We start from the raw sequence: 13,047 nt of genomic DNA on the forward strand, positions 1-13,047 counted from the left end.
CGCCGATAAGCTGCCCTCGTGACCCGTCAGAAGATCCTCATTACTGGTGCCAGTTCAGGGCTGGGCGCCGGCATGGCCCGCGTTTTCGCTGCGCAGGGACGTGACCTGGCCCTGTGCGCCCGCCGGACCGACCGACTTGATGAACTGAAAGCCGAACTGACAGACAAGTTTCCGGGAATCAATGTTGCGGTGGCCGCGCTCGACGTAAATGACCACGACGCAATACCCAAGGTGTTCAATCACTTCGCTGCCGAGCTGGGTGGATTAGACCGGGTCATCGTCAACGCCGGGATCGGCAAGGGCGCCCCGCTCGGCTCCGGCAAGCTGTGGGCCAACAAGGCCACCGTTGAAACGAACTTGGTGGCTGCGCTGGTGCAGATCGAGACCGCGCTAGAGATATTCAAGTCTTCCGGCAGCGGCCACCTGGTGCTGATCTCATCGGTGTTGGGCAACAAGGGTGTTCCGGGCGTCAAGGCCGCCTACGCCGCCAGCAAGGCTGGGGTGTCGTCGCTGGGGGAGTCGCTGCGTGCGGAGTACTCGCGCGGCCCGATCAAGGTCACCGTGCTGGAACCGGGCTACATCGAGTCGGAGATGACCGCGAAATCCGCGTCCACCCTGTTGATGGTGGACAACGAATCCGGCGTCAAGGCCATGGTGCGTGCCATCGAAAGCGAAACCGGCCGGGCCGTCGTTCCGTCCTGGCCGTGGGCCCCGCTGGTATGGCTGCTGCGCCGGTTGCCGCCGCAGTACACCAAACGGTTCGCCTGACCGGTTCCCGCTCGGGTCAGCGGGTCATCCACTCCAGGGCTTTGGCTCGCCGGCGGTAGATCAGCAGCACCGCCTTGGCGATCAAGAACGCCACGGCCACCCCCATCAGCAGCGTGGATACGGCGTAGGCGCCGTACTCGGCCCCGCGGTGGTAGCGATCGTTGACCAACAGGGTCAGGGTCTGCGAGTGTCCCGGCAAGTTCGATGACACCATGATGACCGCGCCGAACTCGCCGAGTGTGCGCGCCGTGGTCAGCACCACGCCGTAGGTCAGTCCCCACCGGATCGACGGCAGCGTGACCCGCCACAGCGTCTGCCACGCATTGGAACCCAGTGTCGCTGCGGCCTGCTCCTGCTCGACTCCGATCTCCACCAGCACCGGCTGGACCTCGCGCACCACGAACGGCAGGGTGACGAAGATGCTGGCCAGCACCATGCCGGGCAGCCCGAAGATGATCTTGAATCCCAAGTTGTTCTCGACGAACCCCAGTGCCCCCGAAGACCCCCACAGTGCGATCAGGGCGACCCCGACGATGATCGGCGAGACGGCGAATGGCAGGTCCAGGATTGCTTGAAGGATTGATCGACCCCGGAATCTGTTGCGCACCAGAAGAATCGACGTCGAAACCCCGAACAAGGCGTTCAGCGGAACCACGATGATCACCAGTAGCAGCGACAGTTTCAGCGCCGAGATCGCCGCTGGGGTGCTGATCCAGGCCCAAAATTGAGTCAACCCATGCTCGAACGTTCGGTACAGAATCACCGACACCGGCGCGATCAGCATGACACCGATATAGGTCAAGACGGTGAAGCGCAGCAGGTGACGCTTCTCCAGCCGCGCCGTCACTCGGCCTCCTCCTCGCGCTTTGCCGCCCGCCCACCCACGGTCCGCAGCAACACCAGTACCGCGAATGAGATCGCCAACAACACGATGGAAATCGCCGCCGCACTGGTGTGGTCGTCGTTCTCAATCAGCGAGCGAATCCACTGCGACGACACCTCGGTCCTGCCCGGCACGGCACCACCGATTGTCACGACGGAGCCGAATTCGGCCACGCACCGCGAAAACGCAAGTCCGGCACCGGTCAACAACGCCGGCTGCAACGACGGCAGCACCACTGTCTTGAAGGTGACCAGGCGCGTCGCGCCGAGGGCCGCAGCCGCCTCCTCGACATCGCGGTCGATCTCCATCAGCACCGGTTGGACGGCACGGACCACCAGCGGCAGCGTGACGAAGGCCAGTGCCATCGCGACGCCGGGCGGGGTGTGCTGCAGATGGATGCCGATCGGACTGGAGTTGCCGTAGAGGGCGAGCATCACCAAACTGGTGACGATTGTCGGCAGCGCAAACGGCAGATCGATCAGCGCGTCGATCACTCCCTTTCCGACGAAGTCGTCGCGCACCAAAACCCAGGCGGTCGCCAAGCCGAACACCACGTCGAGCACGGTGACCAGGACCGAAATCGTCAATGTCACGCGGAACGATTCGAGTGCCGCATGCGAGGTGACGGCCAGCCGGAAGCCGTTCCAGCCCCTGCCGCCGGCCTGCCACGCGATGGCGACCAACGGCAGCAGCACGATCAGCGACAGCCACAGCGTGGTCACTCCGATGCGCAGCGGCGTGATGACGGACCGGCTCGGGGCGGCGGGCAGGGCAGCGGTGGCGTCCACCACCTCCGTGCCGGGGTCGACCCGCTGCGCCGGGTCGAGGGGAGTCGCGACTGTCATCGGCCGGATCCGAAAGAAGAGTGCATGCTGGCCTTCCAATGCCCGAGATGTTCGGCACCGGTCACCGAAAGTGACTACCGAGAATTAGCGAGTGGCGGGGGAGTCAGCGACAACAGTGCACAAAGCCCGCGAAGCCACCCCCGAGGGCGCCGCGGCGGCCGAACGCCCCAGTGGCGCACTGCCCAACACGGGATGGCATCTGCATGGCGCGTAGCTTAAGGAAACCTGGACGCCGAAATCTTCGTCGTGCCGCGATAGGTTTTCCGGCCGGAATGCAGTCTGTCGCACTTCAGCAGGCCGAGATCGCCGCCCGGCGGCAAAAAGTCAGCGTGAGGGAAACTCCGAAGGCTGTGGCTACTTCCAGTCCCAGACCGACATGTCGCCTGCCGGGTAGTTCATGCAGATGTCGGTGGTGCGGGCGGCCACGCCTTTGTTGTTGAAGAACAGCTTGGCCCAGTTGGGCCAGCGCCACGACATGGGCTCGAAAAAGGCGTTGGTGGCGGTGTCCTCGGAATATTGGCGGCGGCCCGCGTAGTCCATGGCGAAGAACCAGTGGATGCGGTCCCGGGCGCCTTGCTGGTCAGCGGCGGGCTTGTTGTTGTAGTCGATCATGTAGCGCTCGTAGTAGACCGGCGTGACGTCGCGGGCTGCGGCCATGATCTGTTCGGCGGAACAGGGTGTGTGCAGGATCCGGCTGGGGATCGGGTAGTTGTCGGTAGCGTCGGCGGCAACGACACCGGCGGTGGTGACCGCGCCGAGCAGGGCTGCGGCGGCGATGCCGAGGTGGACTGCATACTTCACGCCAGGGCCTCCTCGGGCTGTCGTTGGACGGGATCGGGCCATTTGGCGGGAACCGGACGCTGGCGCACCAGCTGCGGCCACCAGAACCACTTGCCCAGCAACGCCGCGATCGACGGCGTCATGAACGACCGCACGATCAAGGTGTCGAACAACAGGCCCAGACCGATGGTCGTACCGATCTGCCCGAGGATCACCAGGGGGCTGAAGATGAAGGCCGCCATCGTTGCCGAGAACACCAGACCGGCGGCGGTGACGACAGAACCGGTGCCGCCCATCGATCGGATGATGCCGGTGTTGAGGCCCGCGTGCATCTCCTCCTTGAAGCGGGACACCAACAGCAGGTTGTAGTCCGCTCCCACCGCCAGCAGCAAGATGATGGCCAACGGCACCACCACCCAAAAGAGGTGAATCCCGAAGATGTACTGCCACACCAGGACTGACAAACCCACCGACGCCCCCAAGGAGAGTACGACGGTGCCGACGATGACGAAGGCGGCGACAAGGCTGCGCGTCACGATCACCATGATCAGCAGAATGAGAGCGACTGCAGCCAACGCCGAGATCAGCAGGTCGTACTTCATTCCCTCTTGGATGTCTTTATTGGTCGCGCCGATACCCGCGACGTAGATCTTGGCGTCTGACATCGGTGTTGCCTTGAGGGCATCGAACACCGACTCCTTGATGGCGTTGATGTGCGGAATCGCCCCGGGATTGGCGGGATTGCCCTGATGGGTCACGATCATCCGCGCCGCCTTGCCGTCGGGCGACAAGAACAGCTTGAGGCCGCGCTTGAAGTCAGGGTTGTCGAAGGCCTCCGGCGGTAAGTAGAAGGTGTCATCGTTCTTGGCATCGTCGAACGCCTTGCCCATCGCAGTGGCGTTGTTCAAAGCTTCTTCGCTCTGGGTGTTGATGCCGCCGGTGGTCGCAAAATTCGACAGTGTCAGGTCGCGGTTGCGCTCCTGAATCGCGATCTGCGGCGGCAACAGTGCCACCAGCTGTGGTTGTAGCGCGTCGAGGTTGTCGAGGCTGGCGGTGATGTTGCCGAACTTCTCGGACAGCTCCGAGATCCCATCCAGCGAGTCGAACACCGACCGCAGCGCCCAACACATTGGAATGTCGAAGCAGTGCGGCTCCCAGTAGAAGTAGTTGCGCAGGGGGCGGAACTGGTCATCGAAATCGGCGAGTTTGTCGCGCAGCGCGTTCATCGTCGTGACGGTGTCGTGGAACGCCTCAGTCTGTTCGTGGGTGACCGCAGCGCTCTGCTGCTGCAGGGCCAGCTGTTGCCTGAGCACGGCGATCGTGTTGTCGATCTCGCCGGCCTGCTTCAGCAGATCATTGGCTCTGTCCTTCTGGTAGTCGAGGTTCATGATCTGGCTCGCGCTCGATGCGCTGATCTGGAATGGAATGGAGCTGTGCGTGATCGGCGTTCCGAGCGGTCGCGTGATGGACTGCACCAGTGCGATTCCCGGCGTGTGGAGCACTGCCTTGGCCGCACGTTCGAGTATCAGCATGTCTGCCGGGTTGCGCATGTCGTGATCGGTCTCGATCATCACCAGCTCGGGATTGATTCGCGCTTCGGTGAAGTGGCGTTCGGCGGCTTCCATTCCGACGACACCGGGTGCGCTGGCGGGGATGTAGGGCCGGTTGTCGTAGCTGGTCTGGTAGCCGGGCAACGCGAACACGCCGATGAGCGCAATCATGCCGGTGACCACCAGGATCGGCCCGGGCCAGCGCACGATGGCGGTGCCGATCTTCCGCCAGCCCCGCGTCCGTTGCGCGACCTTGGGCTCCATCAGCCCGAACCGGGTGGCGATCAACAACACGGCGGGCCCCAGCGTCAGGGCGGCCGCCAGGGTCACGAGAACACCGATGGCAGCCGGTATCCCGAGTGTCTGGAAATAGGGGAGCCGGGTGAAGCCCATGCACGCGACCGCGCCGGCGATGGTCAATCCCGATCCGACCATGACGTGGACGGTGCCGCGCCACATGTCGTGGTAGGCCGCGATCCGGTCCATCCCCTTGCCACGCGCCTCTTGGTAGCGGCCGACGACGAAGATCGCGTAGTCGGTGCCGGCGGCAATAGCCAGGAGCGTCAAGAGATTCGTCGCGTAGGTGGACAGGCCGATGACGCCGGCGTGGGCGAGGACCGCGACGACGCCGCGGGCCGCCGCGAGCTCGACGGCAACCGTCAGCAAGACGATCCCCATCGTCACCACGGAGCGGTAGACGAACAGCAACATGAGGCCGATGACCAGGAAGGTGATGGCGGTGACCTCGTTGGTGCCGGCGCTGCCGACCTCGAAGTTATCGGTCACCAGTGGCGACGCGCCGGTGACATAGGCCTTGATTCCCGGCGGGGGCGGCGTGGCGTCGACGATCTTGCGGACTGCGTCGACGGATTCGTTCGACATCGCTTCGCCCTGGTTGCCGCGGAGATAGATCTGGGTAAGGGCCGCTTTGCCGTCCTTGCTCTGTGAGCCGCCGGCGGTCAGCGGGTCGCCCCAGAAGTCCTGGACGTGCTCGACGTGCTCGGTGTCGGCCTGCAGCTTCTTCACCAGGCCGTCGTAGTACTCGTGCGCTTCGGGCCCCAGTGGCTGATCACCCTCAAGCACGATCATTGCCGCACTGTCGGAATCGAATTCGCCGAAGACCTGCCCGATGTGTCGCATCGCGAGAATGCCCGGCGCGTCGGGCGCGTTCTGCCCGACTGAGCGCTCCCAGCCGACAACCTCGAGTTGGGGTGCGATGGTGTTCGAAACGGCGGCGATGGCGATCCAGATCAACAGGATCGGTACGGACAGTCTCCGGATGAGCCGGGCAGGCGCCGAGTCGTTGTGGGCGTCGCGGGCGGTGTCGGCGTGCTGGCCGCTCATGCGGTCTTGTCCAGGCACGCGATGTATCCGTTCACGTGGTTCGTAGACCTTTCATCCGTGACGACGCCGTTGACGGTGATCCGGCAGCCGATGGTGTTGCCGTCGCCCTGTGCGCGAAGGTCGGCGTACATCGTCGGGTCGTCGGTGGTCAGCGCCTGTGACCACGGCAGCGGGACGTTTTCGACGCGTTGCGGCTGGGCGTTGATGTCCAGAAAGTTGATGGTGGCCACGGAGCCGGGCGAACCGAACACCTCGAACAGCACCTGTTTAGGGTTGTAGCCGGTGTTCTCCAAGGCCTCCGAGCCGGGCCTCGAGATCTCGTTGTTCGAGCCGAAGATGCCGCGCAGTCGGTCGACACTGAACCCGACCAGAGCGACCACCACGACCGCCACGATCGCCACCCACTGCCGGCGGACCAGTTTGGTTACCGAAAACTTGTTCACAACAAAGCCTTTCGATGCCGCGCTGACGATCTCGCCGAATGCGGTGCGGTGAAATTGTCACGTACGATGAAACGGTACGGTACCGTGCCGATGGATCGCAACTTGCTTGACATCTGCGCGAATGGCTGCTCTCGCGGAACCCCCGCGGTGCACGGGGTAAGGGGACGACGATTTCCAAGGACTGTGGCGACGACTCGGTGTGCCCGTGGAGCGAGCGGGAGGCCGAGCTGCTGGCGACCACGCTGGAGTTGCTGCAGGAGCATGGCTACGACCGACTCAGCGTCGAAGCCGTGGCGATCAGGGCCAAGGCCAGTAAGGCCACGATGTACCGGCGTTGGCCGACGAAGGCGGACCTGGTGCTCGCAGCGTTCATCGAAGGCACCCGCGCGTCGGCCAGCCCGCCGAATACCGGCTCACTGCGTGGCGACCTGCTGGAGATCGGCCGTTGGACCCGTGGCCAAGCGCTGGAACACATGCGCACAATGCGCGCGGTGCTGAACGAGATGTCACACAGCCCCGCCTTGCAAGAGGTGATGCAGCAGAAATTCGTCCAGCATCGCAACCTTGTGATGGACACCGTGCTGCCCGATGCCGTCGCGCGCGGCGAGATCGAGGCCTCGGCGATCAACCAGGAGATCTACGATCTACTGCCGGGCTACCTGGTGTTCCGGGCACTGGTTTCCGATCGGCCGCCGACGGAGGAAACGGTTCGTGTTGTGGTCGACGAGGTGCTGCTGCCCAGCCTGCGGGCCAAGACCGGCGGGCAACGGCCGACTTAGCCACCGCCGGGCAGTCGCAAATTACGACGAAGCCCGGCCCCGTTCCGCTCGGTAGCGGCGCACCAGCGCGTCGGTGGAACTGTCGGTCTGGGGCTGTGGGGATGCGTCGTCGGTGAGCACCGGCAGCAGTGCCTTGGCCTGCGTCTTGCCCAACTCCACGCCCCACTGGTCGAAGGAGTCGATGCCCCACACCACACCCTCGGTGAAGACCTGGTGTTCGTAGAGGGCGATCAGCTGGCCCAGCACCGACGGGGTGAGCTGGGTCGCCAGAATCGAGGTTGTCGGGCGATTGCCGGGCATGACCTTATGCGGCACGACGTCCGCGGGGGTGCCTTCGGCGGCGATCTCCTCGGCGTTCTTGCCGAACGCCAGCACCTGGGTCTGGGCGAAGAAGTTGCTCATCAGAAGGTCGTGCATGCTGCCGGTACCGTCCGCGGTGGCCAGGTCGTCGACGGGTTGGGAGAAGCCGATGAAGTCGGCCGGTATCAGCCGCGTGCCCTGATGCAGCAGTTGGTAGAACGCGTGCTGGCCGTTGGTTCCTGGCTCGCCCCAATAGATTTCACCGGTATCGGTACTGACCGGCGTGCCGTCGGCTCGGGTCGACTTGCCGTTGGATTCCATGGTGAGCTGCTGCAGGTAAGCCGCGAAGCGGTCCAGATCGCCTGCGTAGGGCAGCACCGCGCGGGATTGGGCGCCGAAGAAGTTGGAGTACCACACCCCGATCAGGCCCAGCAGCGCCGGCGCATTGGATTCCAAAGGCGCGGTACGGAAGTGCTCGTCGACGATATGGAAACCGGACAAGAACTCCGCGAAGCGCTCCCGGCCGATGACGGCCATCACCGACAGTCCGATCGCCGAGTCCACCGAGTACCGGCCGCCGACCCAGTCCCAGAACCCGAACATGTTCGCGGTGTCGATGCCGAACTCCTCGACCAACGCAGCGTTGGTGGAGACCGCCACGAAATGCTTGGACACCGCGGCGTCGCCCAGCGCGGCGGTAAGCCAGCGGCGCGCCGCAGTGGCGTTGGTCAGTGTTTCCAGGGTCGAGAACGTCTTGGAGGCGACGACGAAAAGTGTGGTGGCCGGATCCAAGCCGGCCAGTTTCGCGGTCAGGTCTGCCGGGTCGACATTGGAGACAAACCGTGCCGAGATGCCGGCGTCGGCGTAGTGGCGCAACGCCCGGTCCACCATCACCGGACCCAGATCCGAGCCGCCGATACCGATATTGACCACGGTCTCGATGCGTTTGCCGGTGGCGCCGGTCCACTCGCCGCTGCGCAACCGGTCGGTGAAATCGCCCATCGCGTCGAGCACCGTGTGGACGTCGGCCACGACATCCTGGCCGTCGACGTGCAGATCGGCGTTACGCGGCAGCCGCAACGCGGTGTGCAGCACCGCTCGGTCCTCGGAGGTGTTGATGTGCACCCCGGCGAACATCGCATCGCGCCGGTCCTCCAGACCGGCCGTCCGGGCCAGATCGACCAGCAGGCGCACGGTCTCGGAGGTGATGCGGTGCTTGCTGTAGTCGATGTAGAGATCACCGACGGTGGCGGTGAACCGTGTCCCGCGTTCGGGATCATCGGCGAACAACTCACGCAGGTGGGTGTCGGCGATCTGTTGGTGATGTTTGCGCAACGCGTTCCAGGCCGGGGTGGTGGAGATGTCCGGGATCTGGGAAACGGGGCTCATACCCCGACATTAGCGGCGGGTCGCCGGCGCCGGTGCGGCGCCGGACGTACAGCGGCGATCGCAAGCGCGGCGGAGCCGGGCGCAGCGGGTCGTCGCCGTCAGGCCCGCGGCGATCGCAAGCGCGGCGGAGCCGGGCGCAGCGGGTCGTCGCCATCAGGCCCGCGGCGATCGCAAGCGCGGCGGAGCCGGGCGCAGCGGGTCGTCGCCATCAGGCCCGCGGCGATCGCAAGCGCTAAGGCCTAGTGGCCAAGCCGGCCGCGGCCGAGCCGCAACAACAACATCGCCAGGTCCTTGCCGTCCTGGCCGAGCTCGCTGTAGCGCTCGAGGACCTTCATCTCGCGGCTGTGCACCAGGCGGGTGCCGCCGGACGCCATCCGGGCCTTACCGATCTCCTGCGAGACCTCGGTGCGGCGCTTCACCGCGGCCAGGATCTCGGCGTCGAGCCGGTCGATCTCGTGGCGCAGCTCGTCAATGTCGGGCAGCTCTTGGGGTTGGGCAGACATGATCAAAACTCCAGGTTCTCGCTGTTGGTGGTTTCTGGTCCCATCGGCGATCCGGCCTCACACAACAGACGAGCCCCGGGTCGGCGAAGCGGACCGCGGGGCTTGGCGTTGCAGCTAAACCACGGGCACCGCTGACCGGTACCCGTAAAAAAATCGACGCTGCATGTCGAGCACGAACCGAGTCTGCCACTAAGGGTCGTGCCAGCGCAAAGAGTGTCGCCGGGCGGCGGTACGTTGGGTTGCGATATGACAGTGCACGCGACTCCGCAGACCGATCACCTCCTCGATGGGCTCAATCCGCAGCAGCGGCGGGCCGTGCTGCACGAGGGCTCCCCGCTATTGATCGTGGCTGGAGCCGGCTCGGGCAAGACCGCGGTGCTCACCCGGCGCATCGCCTATCTGCTGGCCGCCCGCGACGTCTCGGTGGGCCAGATCCTGGCGATCACCTTCACCAACAAGGCCGCCGCTGAGATGCGTGAGCGGGTGTCGAGTCTCGTCGGACCCCGGGCCCGGGTGATGTGGGTATCGACGTTTCACTCCACCTGCGTGCGGATCCTGCGTAATCAGGCCTCGGTCGTCCCCGGCCTGAACTCGAACTTCTCGATCTATGACGCCGACGATTCGCGGCGGCTGCTACTGATGATCGGCCGCGACATGGGCCTCGACGTCAAGCGGCACTCGCCGCGGTTGCTGGCCAATGCGATCTCCAACCTGAAGAACGAACTGATCGACCCGGACCGGGCGCTGGCCGACCTCACCGAGAGCTCCGATGACCTGAGCCGGGTGGTGGCTTCGGTTTACACCGAGTATCAGCGCCGGCTGCGCTCGGCCAACGCGCTCGACTTCGACGACCTGATCGGTGAGACGGTCGCGATTCTGCAGGCGTTCCCGGAGATCGCTCAGCACTACCGGCACCGATTCCGGCACATCCTGGTCGACGAATATCAGGACACCAACCATGCCCAGTACATGTTGGTGCGCGAGCTCGCCGGCCACGGCGGGCAGTCCGACGACATCCCCCCGGCGGAACTGTGCGTGGTCGGTGACGCCGATCAGTCGATCTATGCCTTCCGCGGCGCCACCATCCGCAACATCGAGGATTTCGAGCGCGACTACCCCAACGCGACCACCATCCTGCTGGAGCAGAACTACCGCTCCACGCAGAACATCCTCTCGGCAGCCAACGCGGTGATCGCCTACAACTCCGGGCGCCGGGAGAAGCGACTGTGGACCGACGCCGGTGACGGCGAGCTGATCGTGGGCTACGTTGCCGACAACGAACACGACGAGGCGCGGTTCGTCGCGCAGGAGATCGATGAGCTGACCGACTCGGGCGCGGTCAACTACAGCGACGTCGCGGTGTTCTACCGCACCAACAACGCGTCGCGGTCGCTGGAAGAGGTGTTCATCCGCAGCGGTATCCCGTACAAAGTCGTTGGCGGCGTGCGCTTCTACGAACGCAAAGAGATCCGCGACATCATCGCCTACCTGCGAGTGCTCGACAATCCCGGCGACGCCGTTAGCCTGCGGCGCATCCTTAACACCCCACGCCGCGGTATTGGCGACCGTGCGGAGGCGTGTGTATCGGTGCACGCGGAGAACACCGGTACCGGATTCGCCGCCGCGCTGGCTGCCGCCGCCGAGGGCGGCGTCCCGATGCTCAACAGCCGTTCGCAGAACGCGATCGCCGCCTTCGTGGCGATGCTCGAGGAGTTGCGGGCGCACCTGAACACCTGCGACGACGACCTCGGCTCTCTGGTGGAGCTGGTGCTGGACCGCACCGGCTACCGCACCGAGCTGGAGGCCTCGACCGATCCGCAGGATCTGGCCCGCCTGGACAACATCAACGAACTCGTCAGCGTCGCACACGAATTCAGCATCGACCGGGCCAACGCGCTCGCCGACCAGGACAGCACCCTCGAGGAGGATGTGCCTGATGTCGGGGTGCTGGCGGCGTTTTTGGAGCGGGTGTCGCTGATCGCCGACACCGACGAGATCCCCGAGCACGGGTCAGGCATGGTCACCCTGATGACGTTGCACACCGCCAAAGGGCTGGAGTTTCCGGTGGTGTTCGTCGTCGGCTGGGAGGACGGCATGTTCCCGCACATGCGCTCACTGGGGGATGCCCGCGAGCTGTCCGAGGAACGCCGGCTGGCCTACGTCGGCCTGACCCGGGCGCGGCAACGGCTGTATCTGAGCCGGGCCAAGGTGCGTTCGTCGTGGGGCCAGCCCATGTTGAACCCGGAGTCGCGATTCCTGCGGGAGATCCCGCAGCAGCTCATCGACTGGCGCCGTACCGACGTCACCGCCTCACCGAGCGCTCCGGTCAGTGGCGCCGGCCGGTTCGGGACCCCGAGACCGGCGCCGAGCCGATCGGGCAACCGGCCGTTGCTGGTGCTGGCGCCGGGGGATCGGGTCACGCATGACAAGTACGGCCTGGGCCGGGTGGAGGAAGTCTCCGGGGTGGGGGAGTCGGCGATGTCGCTGATCGACTTCGGCAGCTCCGGGCGGGTCAAGCTGATGCACAACCATGCGCCGGTGACCAAGCTTTAGCTCGCCGCAGTCGGCTCGCCGTCGGCTTAGGAGCCGGGCCTGAATCGGCAGTCCAGCTTCGCCTCTCCTCCGTCGAGGCTCGCTAACTGCCGGGCTTGAATCGGCGGTCCAGCTTCGCCTCTCCTCCGTCGAGGCTCGCTAACTGCCGGGCTTGAATCGGCGGTCCAGCTTCGCCTCTCCTCCGTCGAGGCTCGCTAACTGCCGGGCTTGAATCGGCAGTCCAGCTTCGCCTCTCCTCCGTCGAGGCTCGCTAACTGCCGGGCTTGAATCGGCGGTCCAGCTTCGCCTCTCCTCCGTCGAGGCTCGCTAACTGCCGGGCTTGAATCGGCGGTCCAGCTTCGCCTCTCCTCCGTCGAGGCTCGCTAACTGCCGAAGAGCCAGCGTCTGGTGGCCGGGTGCAGTGCTGTCGCAACGGTGGCGACCTGGATGACCGGGATGACGTGCACGATCCCCGGCACGCGGGCCCCCGCCAGGAACAGGCTGGCGTACGTCAGCAGGGCGACCACCGCTCCGACCGCGATCAGATAGCGGCCGACTGGGCGCCGCAGCAGCAGCATGATCACGCCGGACACCGTCGTCCCGGCGAACACCAGACTCAAGAAGCCGACCGCGACGCAGAACAGCCGGTCGGTGTGCCACCAGCTGGCGATCAGATCGGTGGAGACCACCGAGGTGGCCCAGCAGCCGATCAGGGCGAGCACGCAGGCACTGATCGCGACGCCGGCTGACGGGAATCGCACCGGCAACACCGCCGGGCTCGGCTGGATGGCCGGCGGTATTCGCCCTGAGCTGGTGACGATTGGGATGGCGCCGGTGGGTGCCCGGCGAATGATGCGGCTAGGAGAACTCGCCGGATCGGTCCCGGCGGGTCTGGCGCCGGTCGGTGGCTGGTGGCGGTCGCTCACCATAT

The 13,047-nt window shown here is 65.3% G+C and carries 12 protein-coding genes and 1 pseudogene; 4 read left to right on the forward strand and 9 right to left on the reverse strand.

Annotation, left to right across the window (positions count from 1 at the left end; translation table 11 throughout):
* Positions 1-18 precede the first annotated feature (18 nt).
* Positions 19-768 (forward strand): SDR family oxidoreductase, encoded by a 750-nt coding sequence (locus tag MJO54_RS05010; protein WP_065152785.1) that lies wholly within the window; start codon positions 19-21, stop codon positions 766-768.
* 16 nt (positions 769-784) lie between these two features.
* On the opposite strand, the gene cysW is transcribed toward MJO54_RS05010, so the two are convergent.
* Complete coding sequence (gene cysW, locus MJO54_RS05015; RefSeq protein ID WP_046286098.1) at positions 785-1,615, reverse strand: sulfate ABC transporter permease subunit CysW; 831 nt, start codon at positions 1,613-1,615, stop codon at positions 785-787.
* Positions 1,612-2,421: a sulfate ABC transporter permease subunit CysT gene (cysT, locus tag MJO54_RS05020; protein ID WP_396876094.1), complete on the reverse strand. Its 810-nt coding sequence runs from the start codon at positions 2,419-2,421 to the stop codon at positions 1,612-1,614. Before cysT ends, cysW begins: the two co-directional genes overlap by 4 nt.
* A gap of 166 nt (positions 2,422-2,587) precedes the next feature.
* Here cysT and MJO54_RS05025 point away from each other — a divergent pair, with 166 nt between their 5' ends.
* Positions 2,588-2,710 carry a hypothetical protein gene (locus MJO54_RS05025; RefSeq protein ID WP_259602797.1) on the forward strand — a complete coding sequence of 41 codons (123 nt, stop codon included), beginning with the start codon at positions 2,588-2,590 and terminating at the stop codon, positions 2,708-2,710.
* A gap of 140 nt (positions 2,711-2,850) precedes the next feature.
* Here MJO54_RS05025 and MJO54_RS05030 read toward each other — a convergent pair whose 3' ends face one another.
* The 3 genes from MJO54_RS05030 to MJO54_RS05040 are packed head-to-tail and all read right to left on the reverse strand — an operon-like array spanning position 2,851 to position 6,613.
* Positions 2,851-3,339: a DUF5078 domain-containing protein gene (locus MJO54_RS05030; RefSeq protein WP_046286097.1), complete on the reverse strand. Its 489-nt coding sequence runs from the start codon at positions 3,337-3,339 to the stop codon at positions 2,851-2,853.
* On the reverse strand, positions 3,294-6,170 hold the full coding sequence (locus MJO54_RS05035; RefSeq protein WP_105295383.1) for an MMPL/RND family transporter: 2,877 nt from the start codon (positions 6,168-6,170) through the stop codon (positions 3,294-3,296). Before MJO54_RS05035 ends, MJO54_RS05030 begins: the two co-directional genes overlap by 46 nt.
* Complete coding sequence (locus MJO54_RS05040) at positions 6,167-6,613, reverse strand: MmpS family transport accessory protein (RefSeq protein WP_064887405.1); 447 nt, start codon at positions 6,611-6,613, stop codon at positions 6,167-6,169. Before MJO54_RS05040 ends, MJO54_RS05035 begins: the two co-directional genes overlap by 4 nt.
* Before the next feature lie 197 nt (positions 6,614-6,810).
* Here MJO54_RS05040 and MJO54_RS05045 point away from each other — a divergent pair, with 197 nt between their 5' ends.
* Positions 6,811-7,392, forward strand: coding sequence for a TetR/AcrR family transcriptional regulator (locus MJO54_RS05045; protein ID WP_233428681.1), 582 nt, complete (start codon positions 6,811-6,813; stop codon positions 7,390-7,392).
* A 21-nt stretch (positions 7,393-7,413) separates the two neighbouring features.
* On the opposite strand, the gene pgi is transcribed toward MJO54_RS05045, so the two are convergent.
* The 3 genes and pseudogenes from pgi to MJO54_RS05055 form a co-directional block, all read right to left on the reverse strand.
* Positions 7,414-9,081, reverse strand: a complete 1,668-nt coding sequence (pgi, locus tag MJO54_RS05050) for a glucose-6-phosphate isomerase (RefSeq protein WP_065152782.1) — start codon at positions 9,079-9,081, stop codon at positions 7,414-7,416.
* Positions 9,074-9,276 (reverse strand): annotated as a pseudogene (locus MJO54_RS23815) (gamma-glutamyl-gamma-aminobutyrate hydrolase family protein); the annotation flags it as partial. The pseudogene MJO54_RS23815 and the gene pgi, both read right to left, overlap by 8 nt.
* Positions 9,277-9,320: 44 nt before the next feature.
* On the reverse strand, positions 9,321-9,584 hold the full coding sequence (locus MJO54_RS05055; RefSeq protein ID WP_046287038.1) for a chorismate mutase: 264 nt from the start codon (positions 9,582-9,584) through the stop codon (positions 9,321-9,323).
* A 246-nt stretch (positions 9,585-9,830) separates the two neighbouring features.
* On the opposite strand from MJO54_RS05055, the gene pcrA reads away from it, so the two are divergent.
* Positions 9,831-12,137 (forward strand): DNA helicase PcrA, encoded by a 2,307-nt coding sequence (gene pcrA, locus MJO54_RS05060; RefSeq protein WP_065152781.1) that lies wholly within the window; start codon positions 9,831-9,833, stop codon positions 12,135-12,137.
* Positions 12,138-12,499: 362 nt separating this feature from the next.
* On the opposite strand, the gene MJO54_RS05065 is transcribed toward pcrA, so the two are convergent.
* On the reverse strand, positions 12,500-13,045 hold the full coding sequence (locus tag MJO54_RS05065; RefSeq protein ID WP_046286307.1) for a hypothetical protein: 546 nt from the start codon (positions 13,043-13,045) through the stop codon (positions 12,500-12,502).
* Positions 13,046-13,047 lie beyond the last annotated feature (2 nt).

The sequence above is a fragment of the Mycolicibacter virginiensis genome, from assembly GCF_022374935.2.
Classification (GTDB): domain Bacteria; phylum Actinomycetota; class Actinomycetes; order Mycobacteriales; family Mycobacteriaceae; genus Mycobacterium; species Mycobacterium virginiense.

Coding starts and splice junctions, on each gene's coding strand:
- pcrA (WP_065152781.1), top strand. CDS start 9,831: ATGACAGTGCACGCGACTCCGCAGACCGATCACCTCCTCGATGGGCTC.
- MJO54_RS05055 (WP_046287038.1), bottom strand. CDS start 9,584: ATGTCTGCCCAACCCCAAGAGCTGCCCGACATTGACGAGCTGCGCCAC.
- MJO54_RS05030 (WP_046286097.1), bottom strand. CDS start 3,339: ATGGCCCGATCCCGTCCAACGACAGCCCGAGGAGGCCCTGGCGTGAAG.
- MJO54_RS05065 (WP_046286307.1), bottom strand. CDS start 13,045: ATGGTGAGCGACCGCCACCAGCCACCGACCGGCGCCAGACCCGCCGGG.
- MJO54_RS05035 (WP_105295383.1), bottom strand. CDS start 6,170: ATGAGCGGCCAGCACGCCGACACCGCCCGCGACGCCCACAACGACTCG.
- pgi (WP_065152782.1), bottom strand. CDS start 9,081: ATGAGCCCCGTTTCCCAGATCCCGGACATCTCCACCACCCCGGCCTGG.